This window comes from Allobosea rubneri, from assembly GCF_032464875.1.
Taxonomy (GTDB): Bacteria; Pseudomonadota; Alphaproteobacteria; order Rhizobiales; family Beijerinckiaceae; genus Allobosea; species Allobosea rubneri.
In genome coordinates, this window is the sequence record NZ_JAWDID010000078.1 from 1 (window position 1) to 20,953 (window position 20,953).

24 protein-coding genes and 1 pseudogene are annotated in these 20,953 nt (G+C 62.7%); 18 read left to right on the top strand and 7 right to left on the bottom strand.

What is annotated here, in order from left to right; genetic code table 11:
- Window positions 1-704: 704 nt before the first annotated feature.
- Window positions 705-1,478: a substrate-binding domain-containing protein gene (locus RKE40_RS27400; protein WP_316021333.1), complete on the top strand. Its 774-nt coding sequence runs from the start codon at window positions 705-707 to the stop codon at window positions 1,476-1,478.
- A gap of 142 nt (window positions 1,479-1,620) precedes the next feature.
- Here RKE40_RS27400 and RKE40_RS27405 read toward each other — a convergent pair whose 3' ends face one another.
- Complete coding sequence (locus RKE40_RS27405) at window positions 1,621-2,547, bottom strand: LysR family transcriptional regulator (RefSeq protein WP_316021334.1); 927 nt, start codon at window positions 2,545-2,547, stop codon at window positions 1,621-1,623.
- A 157-nt stretch (window positions 2,548-2,704) separates the two neighbouring features.
- Here RKE40_RS27405 and RKE40_RS27410 point away from each other — a divergent pair, with 157 nt between their 5' ends.
- Together RKE40_RS27410 and RKE40_RS27415 are read left to right on the top strand one after the other, a co-directional pair.
- Window positions 2,705-3,034: a nuclear transport factor 2 family protein gene (locus tag RKE40_RS27410; RefSeq protein WP_316021335.1), complete on the top strand. Its 330-nt coding sequence runs from the start codon at window positions 2,705-2,707 to the stop codon at window positions 3,032-3,034.
- Window positions 3,031-3,810, top strand: coding sequence for an SDR family oxidoreductase (locus tag RKE40_RS27415; RefSeq protein ID WP_316021336.1), 780 nt, complete (start codon window positions 3,031-3,033; stop codon window positions 3,808-3,810). Before RKE40_RS27410 ends, RKE40_RS27415 begins: the two co-directional genes overlap by 4 nt.
- 19 nt (window positions 3,811-3,829) lie before the next feature.
- Here the strand turns inward: RKE40_RS27415 and RKE40_RS27420 are convergent, their stop codons facing one another.
- Complete coding sequence (locus RKE40_RS27420) at window positions 3,830-4,327, bottom strand: MarR family winged helix-turn-helix transcriptional regulator (RefSeq protein WP_316021337.1); 498 nt, start codon at window positions 4,325-4,327, stop codon at window positions 3,830-3,832.
- Between the two features lie 144 nt (window positions 4,328-4,471).
- Between RKE40_RS27420 and RKE40_RS27425 the strand changes: the two genes are divergently transcribed.
- The 11 genes and pseudogenes from RKE40_RS27425 to RKE40_RS27475 all read left to right on the top strand — a co-directional run bounded on the left by RKE40_RS27425 (window position 4,472) and on the right by RKE40_RS27475 (window position 13,080).
- Window positions 4,472-5,257 (top strand): alpha/beta fold hydrolase, encoded by a 786-nt coding sequence (locus RKE40_RS27425; RefSeq protein WP_316021338.1) that lies wholly within the window; start codon window positions 4,472-4,474, stop codon window positions 5,255-5,257.
- A gap of 61 nt (window positions 5,258-5,318) precedes the next feature.
- Window positions 5,319-6,935 carry a GMC family oxidoreductase gene (locus tag RKE40_RS27430; protein ID WP_316021339.1) on the top strand — a complete coding sequence of 539 codons (1,617 nt, stop codon included), beginning with the start codon at window positions 5,319-5,321 and terminating at the stop codon, window positions 6,933-6,935.
- Window positions 6,936-7,033: 98 nt separating this feature from the next.
- A pseudogene (locus RKE40_RS27435) lies at window positions 7,034-7,861 on the top strand (alpha/beta fold hydrolase).
- A gap of 52 nt (window positions 7,862-7,913) precedes the next feature.
- On the top strand, window positions 7,914-8,102 hold the full coding sequence (locus RKE40_RS27440; RefSeq protein ID WP_316021340.1) for a hypothetical protein: 189 nt from the start codon (window positions 7,914-7,916) through the stop codon (window positions 8,100-8,102).
- A 20-nt stretch (window positions 8,103-8,122) separates the two neighbouring features.
- Window positions 8,123-8,557: a GNAT family N-acetyltransferase gene (locus RKE40_RS27445; protein ID WP_316021341.1), complete on the top strand. Its 435-nt coding sequence runs from the start codon at window positions 8,123-8,125 to the stop codon at window positions 8,555-8,557.
- Window positions 8,554-8,874 (top strand): alpha/beta fold hydrolase, encoded by a 321-nt coding sequence (locus tag RKE40_RS27450; protein ID WP_316021342.1) that lies wholly within the window; start codon window positions 8,554-8,556, stop codon window positions 8,872-8,874. The genes RKE40_RS27445 and RKE40_RS27450 overlap by 4 nt, the downstream gene beginning before the upstream one ends.
- Before the next feature lie 235 nt (window positions 8,875-9,109).
- Window positions 9,110-9,409, top strand: coding sequence for a hypothetical protein (locus tag RKE40_RS27455; protein ID WP_316021343.1), 300 nt, complete (start codon window positions 9,110-9,112; stop codon window positions 9,407-9,409).
- Window positions 9,410-9,464: 55 nt separating this feature from the next.
- Window positions 9,465-9,737, top strand: coding sequence for an HU family DNA-binding protein (locus tag RKE40_RS27460; protein ID WP_316021344.1), 273 nt, complete (start codon window positions 9,465-9,467; stop codon window positions 9,735-9,737).
- Between the two features lie 72 nt (window positions 9,738-9,809).
- Window positions 9,810-11,072 carry a hypothetical protein gene (locus RKE40_RS27465; RefSeq protein WP_316021345.1) on the top strand — a complete coding sequence of 421 codons (1,263 nt, stop codon included), beginning with the start codon at window positions 9,810-9,812 and terminating at the stop codon, window positions 11,070-11,072.
- Window positions 11,073-11,155: 83 nt separating this feature from the next.
- Window positions 11,156-12,514, top strand: coding sequence for a cation:proton antiporter (locus tag RKE40_RS27470; protein ID WP_316021346.1), 1,359 nt, complete (start codon window positions 11,156-11,158; stop codon window positions 12,512-12,514).
- Between the two features lie 299 nt (window positions 12,515-12,813).
- A complete protein-coding gene (locus tag RKE40_RS27475) occupies window positions 12,814-13,080 on the top strand; it encodes a DksA/TraR family C4-type zinc finger protein (protein WP_316021347.1) in 267 nt (88 codons plus the stop codon).
- A 283-nt stretch (window positions 13,081-13,363) separates the two neighbouring features.
- On the opposite strand, the gene RKE40_RS27480 is transcribed toward RKE40_RS27475, so the two are convergent.
- From RKE40_RS27480 to RKE40_RS27500, 5 genes are all read right to left on the bottom strand, one after another.
- A complete protein-coding gene (locus RKE40_RS27480) occupies window positions 13,364-13,540 on the bottom strand; it encodes a hypothetical protein (protein ID WP_316021348.1) in 177 nt (58 codons plus the stop codon).
- 234 nt (window positions 13,541-13,774) lie between these two features.
- A complete protein-coding gene (locus RKE40_RS27485) occupies window positions 13,775-15,016 on the bottom strand; it encodes an NAD(P)/FAD-dependent oxidoreductase (RefSeq protein ID WP_316021349.1) in 1,242 nt (413 codons plus the stop codon).
- Between the two features lie 68 nt (window positions 15,017-15,084).
- The gene (locus tag RKE40_RS27490) at window positions 15,085-15,591 is read right to left on the bottom strand and encodes a YciE/YciF ferroxidase family protein (protein WP_316021350.1); all 507 of its coding nucleotides are present in this window, start codon (window positions 15,589-15,591) and stop codon (window positions 15,085-15,087) included.
- A gap of 37 nt (window positions 15,592-15,628) precedes the next feature.
- Entirely contained in the window at window positions 15,629-16,420 is a 792-nt protein-coding gene (locus RKE40_RS27495) for a hypothetical protein (RefSeq protein WP_316021351.1), read from the bottom strand.
- A gap of 719 nt (window positions 16,421-17,139) precedes the next feature.
- On the bottom strand, window positions 17,140-17,859 hold the full coding sequence (locus tag RKE40_RS27500) for an NAD(P)/FAD-dependent oxidoreductase (RefSeq protein WP_316021356.1): 720 nt from the start codon (window positions 17,857-17,859) through the stop codon (window positions 17,140-17,142).
- A gap of 129 nt (window positions 17,860-17,988) precedes the next feature.
- Between RKE40_RS27500 and RKE40_RS27505 the strand changes: the two genes are divergently transcribed.
- The 4 genes from RKE40_RS27505 to RKE40_RS27520 all read left to right on the top strand — a co-directional run bounded on the left by RKE40_RS27505 (window position 17,989) and on the right by RKE40_RS27520 (window position 20,597).
- Window positions 17,989-19,169, top strand: a protein-coding gene (locus RKE40_RS27505; RefSeq protein WP_316021352.1) for an IS3 family transposase whose coding sequence is annotated in 2 segments (ribosomal slippage) — window positions 17,989-18,253 and window positions 18,253-19,169 — 1,182 coding nt in all. Because the reading frame shifts where the segments join, the coding sequence is not laid out codon by codon here.
- A gap of 37 nt (window positions 19,170-19,206) precedes the next feature.
- Window positions 19,207-19,518 (top strand): hypothetical protein, encoded by a 312-nt coding sequence (locus RKE40_RS27510; protein ID WP_316021353.1) that lies wholly within the window; start codon window positions 19,207-19,209, stop codon window positions 19,516-19,518.
- 193 nt (window positions 19,519-19,711) lie between these two features.
- Window positions 19,712-19,996 carry a PepSY domain-containing protein gene (locus RKE40_RS27515; protein WP_316021354.1) on the top strand — a complete coding sequence of 95 codons (285 nt, stop codon included), beginning with the start codon at window positions 19,712-19,714 and terminating at the stop codon, window positions 19,994-19,996.
- 85 nt (window positions 19,997-20,081) lie between these two features.
- Window positions 20,082-20,597, top strand: a complete 516-nt coding sequence (locus tag RKE40_RS27520) for a hypothetical protein (RefSeq protein ID WP_316021355.1) — start codon at window positions 20,082-20,084, stop codon at window positions 20,595-20,597.
- The last annotated feature ends 356 nt before the right edge of the window (window positions 20,598-20,953 follow it).

Genomic DNA, 20,953 nt, shown 5'->3' on the forward strand with positions numbered 1-20,953 from the left:
ATCGATCCGGAGCCGGCGCGGCTGCGCAATCCAGACCAGCTCCGCCGCGCCGCCCCTCGCCGCGAAGCATACTCAAGGGGTCAACATTGGACGCCGATCGGGGGGCAACTTTGCGGGCCGTTTGACACTGACGTTCGCGGCGCCTGGATCAGGGTGGCGATTGTGGTAGGGCGGGGCACGTTGATCGCCCTGCCGCTTCTTTGAGCAGCGCCTACCGAGTGCCCCGACTATCGCTCGGCGGTATGTCAAATGCTGGCGACGCAGCGGTAGTCGCCCGACTACCTTGCCCTTTGGGGCAAGGGGTAGATGGCAATGCAGAAGCGCTCGACGGCCTATTGTGTGAGGCGCGAAGCGGTTCGGGATCGGGTGAGCAAGAAGCGCGCCCGGCGAGATGCCGCTTCTTCGATGGCTGCCGAAGCAGAGCCGATCACTCCGTCCCATGAAACCGCCTGGAGCTCGTTGCTCGAACGCGTTCGACTTCAGATGGCACGTGGATCATAGGCGCGGAGCGCTCAGCCAGACACAGCGCCCGACATCGCTGTCAGACCAACCGCCCGATCTCGTCCTTGCGGACGTCGAAGCTGGGACAAGCTTTGCTGCTGACCTCATTGAAGCGGACCTGGCGGGCGCGGACGCAGATTTGCCGTCCCTGCTCTTGCACCTCTTAAATCCCGGCCGCAACATCCGACGAAGGAGGACAATCTATGACAAAAGATCGCACCGCCTTTGTCGCCGTAAGCGCGCTGCTCTGTGCCCAGCCCTCATTTGCTGACGTCAATGTCATCAGCTCGGGCGGTTTCACCGCCGCTTACAAAGAGCTTGTACCGGCCTGCGAGTTGAAGATCGGCCAGAAGGTTGTCAGCGCCTATGGCGCCTCGATGGGCGCGGCGCCCGATGCGATTCCCAATCGGCTCGCGCGCGGTGAGCCGGCCGATGTCGTAATCTTGGCGGGAGAAGCCTTCGACAAGCTGGTCGAGGACGGCAAGGGCATGGCCGGCACCCGCACCGATCTCGCGCGTTCGGCGATTGGCCTTTCGGTCAAGGCAGGAGCACCAAAGCCTGACATCTCGACGGTCGAGGCGCTCAAGAATACGCTGATGGAGGCCAAGTCGATCGCCTATTCGGCCAGTGCCAGCGGCACCTATTTGTCCGAGGAGCTTTTCCCGAAGCTTGATCCAAGCGGCAAGGTGATGGCTAAGGCAAAGAAGATATTCAGCGAGCGCGTCGGCACCATCGTGGCCCGCGGAGAGGCGGAGCTCGGCTTTCAGCAAGTCAGCGAGCTTATCCCGATCGAAGGGCTGGATTTCGTCGGCACGCTGCCCGAGGCGGTGCAGCGCGTCACGGTGTTCTCGGCCGGGCTCGCCGCCGACGCCAAGGAAACCGAGGCCGCGAAGGCGCTTATCGCTTGTCTGGGCGGCGTGGACGCGGCGGAGACGATTCGAAAGACCGGGCTCGATCCGATTTCGGCGAAGAGGTAACAGGCTTGCGCGTCGAGCTCTCCGAACTCCGCAGGAGCCGAGAAGGTCGCCATGGCAAATTCAACGTACGAGTGGCGGCCTTGCGCCGCCACTAGCTGCCATTCGCCACCCGCCCAAAACCGGACCTTCAAAGTTATGAGGCCTAACCGCGACGTGGCCCGGGATCGGCATTTGAAGCTGTGGTAAAATCGCGTGCGAGATTGATGAATGCTTTGAATGCAGCGGATGGGTTCTTCCGACCAGGGTAATAGAGGCACAGCGGCGCGACCGGTTTAATCCAGTCGTCAAGGACTTTGATCAAGCGGCCGGCCTCGATCTCCTCACGAACATCCGACTCCATGAAGAGCCCCAAGCCGATCCCTCTGAGGGCGGCAGTTCGTGAGAGGCTGGCTTCATCGAGGGTAATCGGACCCTTGACGTCGACTTGGATCGGCTGGCCGTCTTTCTCGAAGTGCCATTTGTAGATGCCGCCATTGGGCAGGCGGATGCGGATGCAGGCGTGATTGAGCAGATCGAGCGGGACCCGCGGTTTGCCTTGCATCTCCAGATAGGCTGGCGAGGCCACCACGACGTAGAAGCGGGCCTTGCCGATGGGAACAGCGATCATGTCGTCGGGCACCAAGTCGGCACTTCGGACGCCAAGATCGAAGCCGTCGGCGACGACATCGAGCAGACGACCTTCCGTCACAAGATCGATATGAACCTGCGGATATCGACGCAGGTATTCTAGGATCACCGGCTCCAGGATCTCCCGGGCTGCTGTAGGGAACGCGTTGATCCTGATTGTCCCGGATGGCACCTCTTGTTGCGACATGGCGCTGTCCATAGCGCTGTGAATCTCGACAAGAGCGGGCCCGATCTCTTCGACGAAGTTCCGTCCTGCATCGGTGAGGGAAACACTTCGGGTCGTCCGATTGAACAGACGGACGCCGAGCTGCTTCTCGAACTTCGCGATGAGGTTGCTCAAAGCCGTTGTCGAAATCTGCAGTTCGACGGCCGCCGCCCGGAACGACTTGCGACGCGCGACGGCCATGACGGCATCCAGCTCGATGAGGTTGTGGCCGATCATTGTCCCGGATTTCGCAACGTTTCATCCCAATTTATCCCGATTATCAGTTCCGCTGTCCATCGCTAAGTTGATGTCCGTGAAGCAGCCGCTGAAGCAAGATCTAAACAGGTCAGCCGGCGGCCAATTCTGTATAATTTAACGCATGAGGATGGCAACAATGTCTCTTGAACTGCCTTCAGCGATCGCTCAATACTTTACTGCAGGCCGCGATTCCAATCCCCGGGCGATGGCCGATTGCTTTTCGGACACCGCTACTGTCCGGGATGAGAACTACGTGCACACCGGTCGAGAAGAGATCCGTCAGTGGAAGGTGGATTACTCGAAGAAATTCACAGCGACGTCGACGCCGATCGCGATCGAACGTGAGCGTGGCCGCATCGTCGTGACCTGCCACGTCGAGGGCAATTTCCCGGGCAGCCCGATCGACCTGCGGCATTTCTTCCGCCTGGAAGGCGACAAGATCGGCGAACTGGAGATCACCTTGTGAACCCGTTCATCAGCCTCGAAGGCAAGCGGGCGCTCGTGACGTCCGGCACACGTGGCGCAGGCGCCGCAACCGTCCAACTCTTCCGGGAGCTGGGCGCCAAGGTCCTGACCAGCGCCAGGTCGAAACCGGAGGATCTGCCGGCCGAAATGTTCGTCGGCGGCGATCTCACGACGCCGGAGGGCTGCGCGCAGCTGGCGCAGGCCGTTCGGGAGCGTTTGGGCGGCGTCGACATCATCGTGCACATGCTGGGCGGCTCCTCCGCCCCGGCAGGAGGGTATGAGGCCCTGACCGACGAGAAATGGCGCAAGGAGCTCGACCTCAACCTGATGCCGGCCATTCGCCTCGATCGCGAGCTTGTGCCGGCTATGACGGCGCAAGGCAGCGGTGTCGTCGTCCACGTCACCTCCATTCAGCGCGTCATGCCGCTGCCGGAAGCGACAGTCGGTTATGCGGCGGCGAAGGCGGCGCTTTCTTCGTACAGCAAGAGCCTCTCGAAGCTGGTCTCCCCCAAAGGCGTGCGAGTCGTCCGTGTCTCGCCGGGCTGGATTGCTACGGAAGGATCGATCCACTTCGCAGAGCGCCTCGCCGAGCAACAGGGCGTCAGCGTCGAGGCGAGCACGAAGATGATCATGGATTCCCTCGGGGGCATTCCGATCGGCCGCCCGGCCAGCACCGACGAAGTCGCGAGCCTGATCGCTTTCGTCGCCTCGGACCGAGCCGGAAGCATCACCGGGACCGAATACGTCATCGATGGCGGGACCGTGCCGACGGTCTAAGTAGCCTTGGCTCTCGCCGTCAGCCCTTGGGGTCGGGATCCATTCCCGGCTCCCCTCCGCCTAAGGCGCCGGTATGGGCGTAGATCGCATCGCGAAGATCCCGGATGAGCTGATTGAGCTTCCCAAGGTCGCTGACCGTCTGGCCGGACGCTTCGAGCAGATTAGCGTTCAGGCAGCCGGCACGAAAGCGAAGACGGTCACCGTCCGGGGTGAGAGCGATGATCACCTGGCGCTCATTCTCGGGATTGCGGGTGCGGCGCAACAGCCCGGCCGCTTCCATTCTCTTCAGTAGTGGCGTCAGCGTGCTGGATTCCAGGGCCAGCTGCTGAGCGATGCCGCCGACGGTCTGCGCGTCCTCACGCCACAATACGTTGAGCACGAGATACTGCGGATAGGTCAGCCCGAGGCCATCGAGCAACGGCTTATAGGCCCGCTGGATCGCGATCTCCGCGGAGTAGATCGAGAAGCAGAGCTGGTCCTCCAGCGGCACGGGTGGAGCGGTGGTCGCATCGGTCATCGGCAGGCCTTTCACTGCGGTTCACGGGACCGTGATCTCGAAAACATATATCGCGACAAATGTCAGATTGACAAGGATGGCGACAACCGGCACATTGTTATCACAATAACATTTACTGCGAAATCAAAACACAGGAGCGCTGTCATGAACAAGTCCATCCGCAACACCCTTCTCGCCGCAGCCGCCATCGGCACCATGTCGCAGGCCGCTCTCGCCCAGCCTGCAAACACGGCGCAGCCTGCCAAGAATGTCGTTCTGGTCCACGGCGCTTTTGCCGATGGATCGGGATGGCGCGGTGTCTATGACCTGCTTACGGCTCGCGGCTACCGCGTGACGATCGTCCAGAACCCTCTGACCTCGCTCGAAGACGACGTCGCCGCCACCAAGCGGGCGGTCGACAGGCAGGACGGGCCCACGATCCTCGTCGGCCATTCCTGGGGCGGCACCGTCATCACCGAAGCGGGCGTCGATCCCAAGGTCACCGGCCTCGTCTACGTCTCGGCGCTGTCTCCCGATGCCGGAGAGACGACGGCGCAGCAGTACGAGGGCTTCGCCCCGCCGACCGAGTTCGTCCTCGACAAGGCGCAGGACGGCTTCGCCTTCGTCGACCGCGCCAAGTTCAAGGCCGGCTTCGCGCACGATGTCTCCGATGCAGATGTCGCCTTCATGCGTGACTCGCAGGTGCCGATCAACCTGTCGGCCTTCGGCACCAAGCTGAAGAACGCCGCCTGGCGCACCAAGCCGAGCTGGGCCGTGATCGCCAGCGAGGACAAGGCCTTCGATCAGGCGATGCTCGATCACATGGCCAAGCGCATCGGCGCAAAGGTCACGAAGGTCTCGGCCAGTCATGCCCTCTTCGTGACGCAGCCCAAGGTCGTGGCCGATGTGATCGACCAGGCCGCTCGGCAGGCAGCATCCGCCGCGAAGTAACCGGCCAGCCGCGTACCGCGGTCCTCGAAACGGCCCAGCGCCGAACTGGAAAGATCGAACCATGACTGACGCCTCCGCCCCCGGCGATACCGGGGGCTTCGAACGACGCGCGCGCGAACACCAGGCCGAACGCAAAGCCAACCTCGAGACCACCTACGACTTCATCGTCTGCGGCGCCGGTTCGTCGGGCTCTGTGGTTGCGCGCCGGTTGGCCGAGAACCCGGCTTGTTCCGTCCTTCTGATCGAGGCCGGGCCCGACGACGAAGCGGAATCCGTGCTGGATCCCGCTCTGTGGCCCACCAATCTCGGCACGGATCGCGACTGGGGTTTCCAGGCCGAGCCTAACCCGCACCTCGACGGCCGAGCTCTCTCGATGTCGATGGGCAAGGGTCTCGGCGGCGGCTCCAGCGTGAACGTCATGGTCTGGGCGCGCGGCCACCGCAGCGACTGGGACCATTTTGCAGCGGAGACGGGCGATCCCAACTGGAACTACGCTTCAGTCCTCGACATCTATCGTCGGATCGAGAACTGGCAGGGTCAGCCGGACGCCAAATACCGGGGCACGACCGGCCCGGTCTGGGTCCAGCCTGCGAAGGGCCCAAGCCCGATCGCAGGCGCCCTGCTGGATGCAGCGGAAGGTCTCGGCATCCCTCGCTTCGATCATCCCAATGGTGAGATGATGGAAGGCGTCGGCGGGGTTGCCTATGCCGACATGCTGGTTCGCGAGGGACGACGACAATCCCTCTACCGTGCCTATGTCCGGCCGATCGCCGATCATCCGAACCTGACGATCCTGACCGAGACCGTCGTTCGGCGTGTGCTGTTCGACGGGCGCCACGCTATCGGTGTGGAGATCGAACGAGCCGGGTCGATCTCGGCGATCAAGGCAAGCACCGAGATCGTGATCTCGACCGGTGCAATCAATACGCCCAAGCTGCTCATGCTGTCAGGCGTGGGTGATCGCGACGAACTCGCGCGGCTCGGCATTCCCGTCATCCAGCACCTCCCCGGCGTTGGCCGCAATCTGCAAGATCACGTCTCGTTCGGCTGTACGTGGGAGTATCGTGAGCCGCTTGCGCCCCGCAACAGCGGCAGCGAAGCGACCCTCTACTGGAAGAGCCGGCCCGACCTAACCGCGCCGGATCTGCTCTTCTGCCAGGTGGAGTTCCCGGTTCCGAGTGAGCGGACGGCTCTTCTAGGGGTGCCTGACCATGGCTGGACGATGTTCGCAGGGCTTGCCCAGCCCCATAGTCGTGGTCGGATACGCCTCAAGTCTGCCGATCCGAGCGAGATGCCTGTCGTCGACGCCAACATGCTGTCGGATCCGCGCGACCTGGAAGCGGCTCGGGCTTGTGTAAAGCTTTGCCGCGAGATCGGCAGCAGCGACGCATTCAAGCCGTTCGTCAGCGCCGAACGTATCCCCGGAACCGGTCGTCAGGTCGACGATGCCTTCATCCGAGATGCTGCGGTGACCTACTGGCATCAGTGCGGCACCGCAAAAATGGGCTCGGATGACATGTCGGTGGTCGATCCCAAGCTCGCGGTGCATGGGATCGCCGGCCTGCGGATCGCCGATGGCTCGGTGCTGCCGCGTGTCACGACCGGCAACACCCAGGCTCCTTGCGCCGTGATCGGCGAGCGAGCGGCCGACATTCTGCGGCATCTGCAAGGGCTGTAGTCGAAGTCGACTATCGACACTTAGGCTTACCGGGGGTGTTCGTGGTCCCCCGGCCGGCATCCTCTCTCGACGCGATATCTCACGAAAGGAACAGAGCTATGAGCATTCTCAAAATCACTGACGGCACCAAGATCTTCTACAAGGACTGGGGTCCGAAGGACGCCACGCCGATCGTCTTCCACCACGGCTGGCCGCTGAGCGCCGATGACTGGGACAACCAGATGATGTTCTCCTCGCGAAGGGCTATCGGGTCATCGCCCATGACCGGCGCGGCCGTGGCCGCTCCAGCCACACCGACACCGGCAACGAGATGGACACCTACGCCGCCGATGTCGCTGAACTTGCCGACGCTCTGGACCTGAAGGGCGCGATCCATATCGGTCATTCGACCGGTGGCGGCGAGGTCGCACGTTACGTCGCCACGGCCAAGCCCGGCCGTGTCACCAAGGCCGTGCTGATCTGCGCCATACCGCCGATCATGGTCAAGTCACAGAAGAATCCCGGCGGCGTGCCGGTCGAGGTATTCGACGGCTTCAGGCAGTCTACGGCCGGAAACCGGTCACAATTCTTCCTTGATGTGCCCACCGGACCGTTTTACGGCTTCGACCGCGAGGGCGCCGAGGTCGATCAGGGCGTGATCCAGAACTGGTGGCGCCAGGGCATGATGGGTGGCGCCAAGGCCCACTACGACTGCATCAAGGCCTTCTCCGAGACCGACTTCACCGATGATTGAAGGCTGTAGAGGTTCCGGTGCTGGTGATGCATGGCAACGACGACCAGATCGTGCCGATCGCGAACTCGGCGCTGCTTGCGGTCAATTTGCTGAAGAACGGCACGCTCAAGGCTTATGAGGGCTGCCGCATGGCATGTGCACGACCCATCCCGACATCGTGAACCCGGACTTGCTCGCCTTCATCCGAAGCTGAACCGGCCGGCCTCACTGCGTCAGCTATTGCGCGATCGACTACGAGACCCGCCATGACCCACGTTATGCCGCTCGACACACTCCTCACGGCGCATGTCGCCATCAGCCTGGTCGCGATCGCGACCGGGCTGGTGGCGATGCCCGCCTTGGCTGCCGGCCGCTGGCTCCCGGTCTTGCAGGCGGTGTTCCTGGTGACGACCGTCGCAACCAGTCCGGGTTCTTGTTCCCGTTCGGCAGATTGACACCGGGCCTGATGTTTGGCGTGGCCTCGCTGATCGTGCTGGCCGTCGCCGCATCGGCACTGAAAAGCTCATCGCTGGGCGCGCATCGTCTACGGCGCGTCTGCAACGACGGCGCTCTATCTCAACGTATTCGTGCTGGTCGTTCAGGCGTTCCAAAAGCTGCCGGTGCTGCAGTCACTGGAGCCCACGCAGAGCCAGTGCGCCTACGCAATAGCGCAGTCGACCGCTTTGAAGGGCGAGCCCTGTTGCTGCGCGCCGAACAAGACCTTCTGGCGAGCCAGACACGTTCGCTTCGGGTCGTCTCGGGCAGGTACGCAGTGCCATTTTATCAATCGCTCGGCTTCCAGCTGGCCGGCACTGAGATGACTCAGTTCGGGCCGACTGCGCGGTTGATCAAGACCCTGAGGCCGGGAGGTGCCGGGCTTGCCGAGTCACCCTTGGAGCAAAGCCGATGAACGACCTGATCCGTCACCGCCTCGAAACACCGCGGCACGCCACCGAGTGGCTGGAGGCTGGGCCAGCGGATGGGCGATTGATGATCTTCCTCCACGGATTGCCCGGATTTTCCATCATCTGGCGCCGTCAGTTGGACGAGCTGGCTGCGGCCGGCTGGCGATGCGTCGCGCCGGACATGCGCGGCTATGGCGGGTCAGCGCACCGCTCACAGTCGCCGCGTACGCCTTGGCCGAAATGCTGTCACGCTGCTCTTGTCGAGCGCGCGGGCGCATTCGCGCTGATCTTCTTCGGTGCCGGGCCAGCAGCTGACGGCTAGTCGGAGCACTCCCTCTGCGGTGGAAATGGCAAGATCCCCTCCATCCCTGCAGAGGGGCCAACGATTGCTGATGAGGAGAGGCGTTGAAAGCTGATCCGAGGCAGCATGAAAACCGGCCTATCGGCCACGCGCCCAAGGCGGAAAGAATGGCTTGTGAGAACGCTCCGTCGCTCTGTCGGTTGGAGTCGCGGAAGGTGAAGCGGAGCTTGGCGGCATCGCGTCAGGCCAAGGAATGATGACCGAGACCAAGCTCACCCGCGAATTCTGGGCCGATCCGTCACCGAACAGGGACGGCTGGATCGCACGGTTCCAGGCGCTTGGCATCGGCGTGCGGACGGTGGTGATCGAAGGCGTCGTCACCAAGGAGAACAGCAAGCCGGTTGCCGAGATCTTTCCGACGAAGGTAGAGGCTGAACTCGCAGCGGCCCGCGCTAAAGACCGCGCCGAGGACCGCGGCCGGCAGCCGCTGCCTCGCTCGGCCAAGGTATTTGGATCAACCGGCCAGGGTCGCAATCGCCGCGCCCGCGCCATCTGAGATTCCGCAGACCGCGGAATATCCCGGCCCATAGTGGCCCTAACGGAGAAGTTGAGTGACCAAGAACGAACTCATCGCCGCGATCGCCGACGAGACCGGCAAGTCCAAGGCCGACGTCTCGGCCATCCTCGGCTCGCTCGCCGGCGTCGTCGCCAAGACCCTGAAGGCAGGGGAAGAAGTGGTGCTCGGCGGCATCGGCAAGCTGAAGGCTGACAAGCGCGAGGCTCGCACTGCCCGCAATCCGTCCACTGGCGCCACCATCAACGTCCCGGCCAAGACGGTCGCGAAGTTCAAGGTCGCCAAGGATCTCGCCGACGCCGTCGCCTAAGCCGGCGCGAGCGCGGAATACCCTCGGCCGGTGGCATGTCGCTGCCGGCCGTCTTCGCATCAGGAGGGCGGCATGGCCAAGCATCGGACCAAGGAAGAGATCGCGGCCGAGAAGCTCGCCACGGAACAGGCGCGGGCCGAACGCCTCGCCGCCCGCCAGTCGAAATGTGCCGGCGTCTACAAGCTGCCGTGCCCAGGCGGCTGCTCCAAGGGCTGCAAGCGCGCCAGCGCGGCGCGGAAGCTTGCCGCCGCGAAGAAGGCGAAGCGAGAGCGGGCCAGGAAGGCGCGCGAGGCATCGCTAGCCAATGCGACGGCGGCGCAGACCGCCGCCCACGCGGCCGAGATCGCCGCGATCCAGTTCGAGACGAAGGAGCGCCGGTCGAAGCTCCGGGACCTCGAGCGCTGGCAGGCGTCCGTGATGTACCTCTGCGGCTTCACCATCGATCAGATCGATGCCCAGATCGGCGGGAACAAGCGGCGCGGGCCCATCAACCGGGTGGTGACGAACGGCAAGCTCGAGGCGGTGCGGAAAAGCCCGCTGCGGGTGAGGCGCCTGGCTGAGCTCGCCGGGAAGCCGCCTCACGGAATGGACGGCTTCGCCATGTTCTGGGCCTCCCGGAGCGAGACGACCCGCGGGCTGCATCGCCAGCTTCAGCAGATCATGGAGATCAAGCCGGAGTTCCAGCCGCAGACGCAGAAACTGCGAGGTGGACGGGAGCGGATGTGGAACCCGAACGCCTCGGCCCTGCATGCGGAGGCGAGCGCCGGCGGCATCGCGGAGTACTGCCTGCAAGCCGGGGTGTGGCTCTCCGGCCTGTTCGATCGGATCGGCGCCGGCGGTGTCCGTGGCTTCGACCCGACGCGGGACCAGGTCGACGGCTCCGGCGCTGGCGGCGCGGCGGAATCCACTGTCGACGCGCTGAAGATAGAGACCAAGGTCAAGGAGCATGTCCTCGCCGCATTCCGCCCCGACGGGACAGCGGAATGGGGGTGGCGCGTGCTCGACCATGTCGTGCGCCTCGACCGGCAGCTGGATCAACTGGGCCTTCCGCCCGCCCTCGGCTCGCCGGTGCGCTTCCTCAACGAGGCGCTGGAGGAGGTCGCGATCTGCCGGAACATGGCGCCTGCAGGCATCAGGTCGCGGCGGCCCGGCGGGCTGCTTGATGAAGCCTATGACATCGCCCAGCGGGATCTTCGAGACGCCACGTCCAGACATGCGATAATCCGCGGGAGAGAGCGGCGTGAGAGTCCGGGGACGATTCGACAGCCTTCCCGCAAGCGCCGACACTCGGCAGCAGGAAGCTACGGTTGCCCCTGCGCCACCTCGTGGCGTTGAGTGGCCGCCCGCGCAGACTAGGGCAGAGCTGAGAGAACAGCGCTGCGGGCTACCAACTTTTCACGCCAAGCATGTTGCGAAGGATGAGCTGCTCCGCCGGGCTAAGTCATGCTCATGCCGAAAACTTCGCTGCCGGCGGGATCGATCTGCAGAGTAACTGGTTGAGTACGATGAACCTCACACCCGACTTCGCTCACGATCCCTATATTTTTCTTCTGACGGGCGCGGGGTTTCTCATCGCACTCGCCGTGTGGCTGCCTTTGGCCCTGCGGCGTCTGCCTTTGTCTCTGCCGATTGTCTGTCTTGTCTTGGGAGCAGCGATCTTTTCGCTTCCTTGGATCGCTCTCGATCCGCTTCCCATGCGCTACCCCCAGATGACCGAGCGGCTCTCTGAGATGGTGGTCATTATTGCACTTATGGGTGCAGGCTTGAAGTTGGACCGGGTTTTCGATTTTAGGACATGGACGGTAACCTGGCGGCTGCTCGTGATCACCATGCCGTTAAGCATCGCGGCTATCGCGCTCGTCGGAGTTTGGTGGCTGGGGCTGTCATGGGCGTTGGCGCTGTTGCTGGGAGCAGTGCTCGCACCAACCGATCCCGTTCTGGCCGCCGACGTTCAAGTCGGGCCGCCAAGCTCTGGTGAAGAGGATGAGGTTCGCTTCGGGCTTACCTCGGAGGCCGGTCTGAACGATGGCTTCGCCTTCCCATTTGTCCATCTCGCTATTGCTCTCTCGTTGGCGGCCGCGACGGGAAGGCCGTGGCTGGCAGAATGGCTAATGTACAACGTACTCTGGGAAATCGGCGCCGGTGTCGCGGCGGGCTACGCCGTTGGGCGAGCGTTCGGCTGGTTGACCTTCCATGCTCCCGGCAAGACGCAGTTCTCGCGAACTGGTGACGGGCTCATTGCAATCTCTGCGACGTTCGTTTCGTACGGGCTGACTGAGCTAATCCATTGTTACGGCTTTCTCGCCGTCTTTGTGACCGCGCTGACCTTCCGCCACGCCGACCGGGGCCACGATTTTCAGCTCGCTATGCACGAGCTGACGGAGCAGGTCGAACGAATGGCGATGATGGGGCTCCTGCTGCTGCTGGGCGGTGCCTTGATTAGCGGATTGCTGGCTCCACTTGGATGGATCGAGGTTGCGACCGCGCTAGCCATCCTCCTCGTCGTTCGCCCGGTCACGGGGTTGGTCGGGCTGCTGGGTCACAACGCGAGCAGGACGGAGAAGGCTACGCTCGCCTTCTTCGGGATCCGCGGGGTTGGCTCGATTTACTATCTCGCCTACGGCCTGAACCGGATCGGGGAGGTCGAGCAAAGCGATCGGCTTTGGGCGCTTGTCGGGCTCATCATCCTCATGTCAGTCGTAATGCACGGCGTGACCGTCACGCCATTTATGCGACTGCTCGACCGACGCCACGGTCGGGATCCCGATGCCGAGTAAGCGTTGGCAGGACTTCCAAGCCCTACTGATTACGCCTGCGGCCGGCGCCATAGAGTGTGCAATCTGGATTATGACGACGCTTGATCGGGCGAAGCAGGCATGATCCAGATCTGTCTGCCGACAGCCCGCGAAACGAGTTCCCAGTTTTCGCTTCACATTAGGAGGATCGGCGTGTCCATCGGCCACTGTCGTCCGAATCGCTGACCACGAAGGCGGTAACGCGCTCAGCCATCTTGTGCCATGTAATTGAAGATGCCTTGCCTACGCACCATCTCAGTAGATCGAGATGGGAGGTAACCATGGCGAATGGATGGGCCCCAGACGGGGCGGTTCAAGATCAGATCGACGACTCGATCAACGATGCGGTCAGGCTTGCACGCGCCAAACTGCCCACGGGCCCCGGAGAACTCTACTGCCAAGCCTGCGGGGAGGAGATCCCGGAAGCGCGCCGCGTAGCAATGCCCGGTGCGCGAACATGCGTCGCGTGCCAGTCAGGCCTCGACCGGCGCTCGATCGGCAGTGGGGGCATCAATCGGCGCGGCAGCAAGGATAGCCAACTCACGTAGCTAAAGTGGAGCACAGCGGTTGTGCTCTAACCAATACGCCCCTCGTCGGTTCGAGCGTTGACCGACTTTCCTGCGGCTGCGACGCGCCATTGCTGCGCGTTGGCCGACTTCGCTTGCTGGCTCATTCGCCGTCGACCGGAGCCTGGCCCCGCTCATCATCCCTGTCGCCTTCGTCTCGTGAGAAGACTGCATGAGCTCTCCCGCGAGAAGTATATGAGCGCGTCCGACGACCCCTATTTGGTCTTGATCATCGTGACGTGGGCGTTGCTGTCATGCCAGCGCTTCAAGACGTTGATCGTGACGTCGCTTTGATGGCGTGAACGCGCAGATCGAATTGCGAGGTGCCCAGCGTCAAACCGCGAATGATCAGGTCATCGAGAAATGAGGGCAGAACGGGATCGACCAGCTTGATCTCGTTTGCTGCTGCCGGAAGTTGCAGTCCCAGGCACGCGGCCAGCATCGCGAATGGAGCCGTCCCGTTGCGTCCTTGGTTGTTATTCGAAACTTGGCCATGACGCCTTCTCCGATCAAAAGGAATGCGCGAGCGCCCCGGCCGTTCCGGCTTATCTCTTTGGCGGGTCGTAATTTTTTGTCGCAGCTTGCTTGAGCACAGCTTGGGTATCGTACTCGTCGGTGGCAGCCGCTATCAGGCCTGCCGCGTGCATGGGAGCCGCAAAACACGCAGCGGCGCCCGCTACGTCTTTGGAACGGGGCGGTCGAGGGCGAAGTCGTCGTACCACTCCTCTTGGTCGCCTCCGATCATTTTCGCAATCATGCGCGAGGCCAAGAAGCTGAAGGTGATGCCATTGCCGCCGTAGCCATAGGCAGCGAACAGGCTGGGCATCCCTGGCGCCCGACCAATGAGAGGCAAGCCGTCATCGGTTTGACCAAAAGCGCCCGACCAGATCATCTCGGCCTTCGCGACTGCGTTCGGCCTGAGCAGCGAGAGCTTTCTCAGGATCGTCGCGGCCTTCTCAGGCATCAATCCATCGCGCTCGTCGGGCTCAGTAACAGTGTCGTCGTCCTCGCCGCCGATCACGATGCGATTATCCGCGGTGGCCCTTGCATAAAGGTAGTCTTCCGACGCTTCCCAGATCAGAACTCCATCCCGCCATAGCGCCTCAGGCGTTTGCGGCGGCGTGGCGATGGCCCAACTGGAGGCTGTGCTATGGAGTTCGGTTTTCGGGAAGTCCGGCATGACATATCCAGTCGCCAGGATGACATTTTTCGCTTCGATCTGGTGACCGCTTTCCAGGCCGACGATGAGGCCGTGCCCGAAGTTGTCATAGGAGACAGCCTGTGCATCGAACATCGTTGCGCCATGCTGGATCGCTTGCGCCAAGAGCGCATGCGCCAGCAACAAGGGGTCGGCATCCGCGGATCCGGGAGAGATGATTGCTGCTTCCCGATCGAAGTTGAACTCGCGGCGCAAAGTCGGATAATCGAGGTAGACCCCAGGGAGTGCCGCTCTTTCGCGAAGCTGATGCTCGGCGAGCAATTCCGCGGCTCCAACGTCTCCTGCCGCGAGGTAGAGCGAACTCCGATGACGGAAAGCGCATCGCAATCCCAGATCGTCGACCAGCCCCCTCAGACCCGCCACCGCCTGATGGCTACGTCGATAAATATTGGCGGCGCGCTCGAAGCCATAAAAGTTGGTGAGCTCACTCAAGGGGCAATCGATCTCCCATTGCAGCATCGCAGTGCTGGCAGTGGTGCTACCGAAGCCAGCGCGCTCGCGGTCTATCACACAGACCCGGTGACCAAGCGCGGTCAGATGTTGCGCCAACAGCGCGCCCGTGATTCCGGCGCCTACGATCAGAATGTCACAGGTTAGGTCCCGTTTGAGCATTGCCCGGACAGGTCGCCTGAATCCTGCCAGCCAAGGCGGGCAGCCTCCACGCAGATCCTGCTGAACTGTAGTGTCGGAAACGAACATCGCCTACTCGATCGCTGGCAAGAAAAACCCCGGCAGGGAATGCTGCCGGGGAAACGAGCGCTTGCAGATCAGGCCGCCTTGGCGACAGCCGCGGAATTGGCCGGCTCGCCGAGCTGCGTCAGCAGCTTGTCGGTCTTGGCCTCCTCGGCAAGTGTCGCGTCCAGTAGCGCTGCCGCCTCCTTGTGGCCGAGCTGCTTGGCCCAGGACTTGAGCGTGCCGTAGCGCGTCATCTCGTAGTGCTCGACCGCCTGTGCAGAGGCGACGAGGCCGGCATCCAGGGCGGGGCTGTCGGCATAATCCTCCATGACAGCCTTGCCTTCCTCGAGGATGCCGAGGATTGCGTCGCAGGTCTTGCCGCGAGGTGCCTTGCCGATGGCTTCGAACACGTCGCTCAGCCGCTCGACATGGTTCTCGGTCTCGGTGCGGTGGGTCTCGAAGGCCTTCTTCAGCTCGGGGGATTTCGCTGCCTTCGCCATCTTTGGCAACGCCTTCAGGATCTGCTTCTCGGCGTAATAGACGTCCTTGAGCATGTCATGGAACATGTCATCGAGGACTTTGGGTGCAGTCGTGGCCATTTTACTCTCTCCAAGTTTCAGGGGGCGGGCTTAGTGATCAGGCCTCGACCTTGTCGCGGGCACGGCCGCCGAGAGTCGCGCCATAGCTCGAAGCCAGCGCGCCGATCAGCATCGCGATGAAGGTCGCCAGAGCGAAGGAGGCAGCCCCCTTGCGGGCTATGTCGGCCGTCTCGCGAGCGGTCTGCTCGGCCTTTGCGGCGACCTCTTTCGTCTTGGCTATGGCGTCGTTGATGCGCTTTTCGGCGTCGGGCTGGCTGATGCGGGTCTGAGTCGAAATCACACTCGCGACGTAGGTCTTGTCGGCCGGCGCGATGTCGCCATTGCGGATGCTGATCGCGACGATGCGGCCGACCTCGGCGCGGGCCGGGCCGGCATCGGTCGACGCCGGAGCCGGGCGTTCGCTGCGGAACAGGGCATCCGTCAGGTACGCGGAGGGGTCCAGATTCGACAGGTCGACACGGCCGGCTGCCTGGCTCGCCATGTCGGAAACGGACGATGCGACCCCAGACGCCGCTGTAGCGCCAAGCCGGGCTGTGCCGCCGATGACCATAGCCGCGGTCGAGGCCAGCAGCAGTGCGGTGACGATGGCGCTGACGGCCCAAGTCATGAAGCCATGCGCGGTATCGCGGAACGCGACCTCATCAGTGTGGAGGCCAACGCGCTGGGTCCGCAGCCGCCCGGCGAGATAGCCGCCAGCGCTGGCCGCAACAAGGTGAACCAGAGCCAGCCAGATCAGGGCTGCGATGCCGAAGGTCGTGGCGGCGACGCCCGCATTCGACCAGGGCGAAACAGAGGTGAAGCCAAGCCCGGCACCGGCGGCAAGGAGCATCAGGGAGATGGACGCGCTGACGACGGCACCTCCCAATACAGCGCTCCAGGACACAGCGGACGATGCACGTCCGGTCGTGCCGTCGGCGACGCCAACGGAGGTATAGTCTGTCATGTGGATTGCACTTTAAGCGCGCCGCCTGCGCGGCGCATTGCGGACAGTCCGATGACCGCCCGATCTCAACCCAACTCGTAAGGGGCGGATCTGTTCCATGATGCGGGCTGATGACTCGATCCTATCAGGATCACTTCGATCGGCGCGGACCATCTGACATTTGCCGGTCGCATGGTCGAAAGCCTTTGAGACTCGTTCTGCACCAACCGGCTTCGCATCGCGGCTGGCAACCATAGTCGGGAGCCGCTCGGCGGATCTTGCGGAATGCATCGTCAGCCGAGAATCCGCCAAAAACTGACTTCGAGCCGACAGTTCGGGAATACTGAAAATTCCCCGCTAACAGGACTTCGGAGATCACAATGACAAACGTCATCTCACACTGGAATTTATACAGGATCTGGCTTTTGAGCCGATACCCGATCTGGCTCGCTTACGCCGGTCTTATTGCAGCTATGGCACTCGCTTTCGCCGTCGTATCGCATTGACCTGCGTCGGTCGCCAAAATGTTGTGCCCAAGACGGGGGGTCCTTGGTTCGGTGCTGACTGATAGCGTCATCAGCGTTGGCAGGGGTGTCGGATCAGGAAATCGAGTGGCGGCGACATACCTAGCGAAATTTCTGACGGACCAGAGCAAGGTCGTTTCGGATCGTCGTGGCGGCTACGCCCGCCTCTCCCATAGCGTGACTAATCTGGTCGAGGCCAAGGACGACATCCCCTGCAGCGTAGAGGCCAGCAACACTGGTGCGTTGGTGGCTATCCACCTTGATGCAGCCTTCTTTGGTCACATCGGCTCCTAAGCCTGTCGCAAGCTCAGAATGGATGCGTGATCCGAGTGCGGGATAGACCGCTTCGAAGCAAAGCCGTCCAGGAGCGCAGCACAGGCTCAAGCCGTTCGCCTCCAATCGAAATCGCTCGGCCGGACCGCCGATGACGCGGACCCCTATGCTTGCAAGGTGTTTGGCAATCCGCTCCTCGAGGCTAGTGCGCCCGTCGAGAACAAGGCTGACGCGATCGGTGAAAGACCTCAGGAACTCGCACTCCTGCGCTGCGTGCGCGTCAGAACCGATAACCGCTACGTCCTGATCGGTGATTTCGTAACCGTCGCAAACCGGACAATAGCGCAGGCGTCCTAGCTTGAGTGCTTCCGCGTGCAGTACGTCATCGATCGGCGGCCGCCTGTTCGCCACTCCAGTAGCAATTAGAACGGCCCGTGCTCTCAGCTCGTTTCCGTGTCCTCGGGCCGAAAATCCGGCACCGCAGCGATCTAACTTCTGAATCCGGCCATCGAGGATCCGAGAGCCGTACCTAGCTGCCTGGAGGCGCATGCGCCTAAGGAGGTCGAGACCCGAAATTCCATCTGGGAAGCCTGCATGATTATGGGTGCAAGCAATTGATCCACCCCCGTTGAATTGGTCCACCCTGAAGTATGTCTTTTGGCAGACAGGAGGACCGCCATGCCGAAGAAGCGCCACAAGCCCGAAGAGATCGTCGCGAAGCTGCGGCAGGTCGATGTGCTGGTCTCGCAGGGGCAATCCGTTGCCGACGCGATCCGCTCGATTGGCGTGACGGAGGTTAGCTATTACCGCTGGCGCCGGGAGTTCGGTGGGCTGAAGACGGATCAGGTCAGGCGGATGAAGGAGCTGGAGGCCGAGAACGCCCGGCTCCGCCGCGCCGTCGCTGACCTGACGCTCGACAAGCTGATCCTGAAGGAAGCCGCGTCGGGAAACTGGTAAGCCCCGCGCGTCGCCGTGTCTGCATCGACCACGTTCGGCTCGCTCTCAAAGTGTCGGAGCGGCGGGTCTGCCGCGTGCTCGGGCAGCATCGCTCGACCCAGCGCCGGATCCCGCGCGGCCGCGACGATGAGGAGCAACTCATCGCCGACCTCGTCGAACTGGCCCGCTGCTACGGCCGCTACGGCTATCGCAAGATCGCCGCGCTGCTGCGTTCGACGGCGGGCTGGGTCGTCAACGACAAACGGGTCGAGCGGATCTGGCGACGCGAGGGGCTGAAGGTTCCAGCCCGACAACCCAAACGCGGCCGTCTCTGGCTCGCGGACGGATCCTGCATCCGCCTGCGCGCCGAGCGCCCGAACCATGTCTGGTCCTACGACTTTGTCGAGGACCGCACCCATGACGGGAGAAAATACCGGATGCTGAACATCATCGACGAGTTCACCCACGAATGCCTGGCGATCCGCATCGATCGCCGGCTGAAGGCGATCGATGTCATCGACGTGCTCTCGGACCTGTTCATCCTGCGCGGCGTGCCGGAGCATGTTCGTTCAGATAACGGCCCCGAATTCGTCGCCAAGGCCGTGCAGGCCTGGATCGGCGCGGTTGGCGCCAAGACTGCCTACATAGCGCCCGGCAGTCCCTGGGAGAACGGCTTCATCGAGTCGTTCAATGCCAGGCTCCGCGACGAGCTTCTCGACGGCGAGATCTTCTATACCCTCGCTGAAGCGAAGATCGTCATCGAAAGCTGGCGGCGCCACTTCAACACGGTGCGCCCGCACGGCTCGCTCGGCTACAAGCCACCGGCTCCGGAAGTCTTCGTGCCCGCCATGACCGCGCGGGCGGCTGCGCTATCCAGACCAGCTACGCCGCCCGCGCTGGCCCCGAGGCCAACAGCACACTAACATTAAACTTGGACCTCTCGGCGGGGGCGGATCACAAATGAAATCGGGCGAGATAGATTGCGGCCGTCAGACCAGCCGGACCGCCGCCAATGACGAGACATTCGAGCTGATCCGGCATCAGGCGCCAATCGGTGGTCGGCACGAATTAGCCGACATAAAGCTCATTGCGAGCATAATGCATGACATTGAGAACCGGCTCAATTCTGACGACAGACATCCCGACTGTGAGGTTGAGGCACACCTAGCGGCATTTTCAACCGCAAGGAGCTTGGTCAAATTCGCAATCTGGCAGGGCAGCGCTGATCAGACGGGTATCTGCGGCGGCATGGAAACCCTCGTTGGACGTTGACCCGGTCATCACGGCTGCTCGACGCAGGCCTGAACACGCGCCACCGACCTGCATTAAGGATCGGCGCCGCAGAGAGGCATTGGCGGTTGTCCGGAGCGCCCTGCGCAATCCGCTATCTTGGCTCCGGAACATTTATGAGCGGCCATTCGTTGGGTTCAGATGAGCGGGCTTCGCCGCTCCAGGATCCGCACAAGTGAAAAACCTGTTCACGGTCGCGCTCGTCGCGGCCACCCTGCCGCTCGCCGCTATGGCCCAGGCGCCTTCCGCTGCGACGCCGACTTCGCCGACAAATGCTCCGCTGCCGGGCGCCAACAGCTTCACGGAGGGGCAAGCCAAGAGCCGCCTCGAAGCGAACGGCTACACCGCGGTCACCGGGCTCAAAAAGGACGACAACGGAGTCTGGAAGGGCTCCGCGATGAGTGCCGGCGCCCAGGTCAACGTCTCTGTCGACTATCGCGGCAATATCGTTCGCAACTGAGGGATTCCGCTTTCCCTAAACGTGTGGAGAATCAAATACACGCACAATTACTCGCTCTTATGATGATTATGAAGTTGCCACTCTCGTGGTGGAAGACCTTGAAGCAGCCGGGATATCGGACTCCGATATCAGCGTCATCGGCAAGGATGGCCGCAGCAATGACACCAACGCTGCCGAAGGCGCTGGCATCGGCGCTGGCGTGGGTGGCGCAGCAGGCCTGCTTGCGGGACTCGGCATACTCGCCATTCCAGGCGTCGGTCCGGTCGTCGCTGCTGGCTGGCTGGCAGCTACGGCGGCCGGCGCGGCAGCCGGCGCGGCAGCCGGCGGACTGGTCGGCTCATTCACCGACGCAGGCCTCAGCGAGGATGATGCGAACTACCATGCCGAGACAGTCCGTCGCGGCGGCACGGTGGTGTCCGTGAAAGCTCCCGAAGAGCACATTGCCACGGTCGAGGCGATCATGGATGATGCCACGCCGATCGACCGTGACACCCGGATCGCCAGCTATCGTGAAGAAGGCTGGACCGAGTTCGACGCCAAGGCCCCGCCCTACAGCGGCACGACGCCGTCAGCCTCGCGTCCCCAGTATCCGATCGACTAGAATTGGCCGCGTCTTTGGCTGAAACGTGCTGATTATCGGACCTCCGAGAGTTATTTCGGGGGTCCTCTACGTGCCCGTGTCAACGAGCGCTCGTTGCCCGAGTTGTGCTCGGCGAATTGGACGACGGTGCCTGCGGGCGACCAGAAAACTGGTGTATGGCGTGGGATCGGCAAGGATCGTCAGGCGCATCGGTACAAGGTGCGCTCGAACATGCGCGGTCTGGCCAGGCTCTAGGTTCAGGACCTATTAATTTGGTTTGAGATGTGATTCACGGTGTCCGGGAGGGTACCGTGATGGGTGATTTGTTTCTGTTGAGCGAGCGCCAGATGGCGCGGATCGAGGCGTATTTTCCGCTC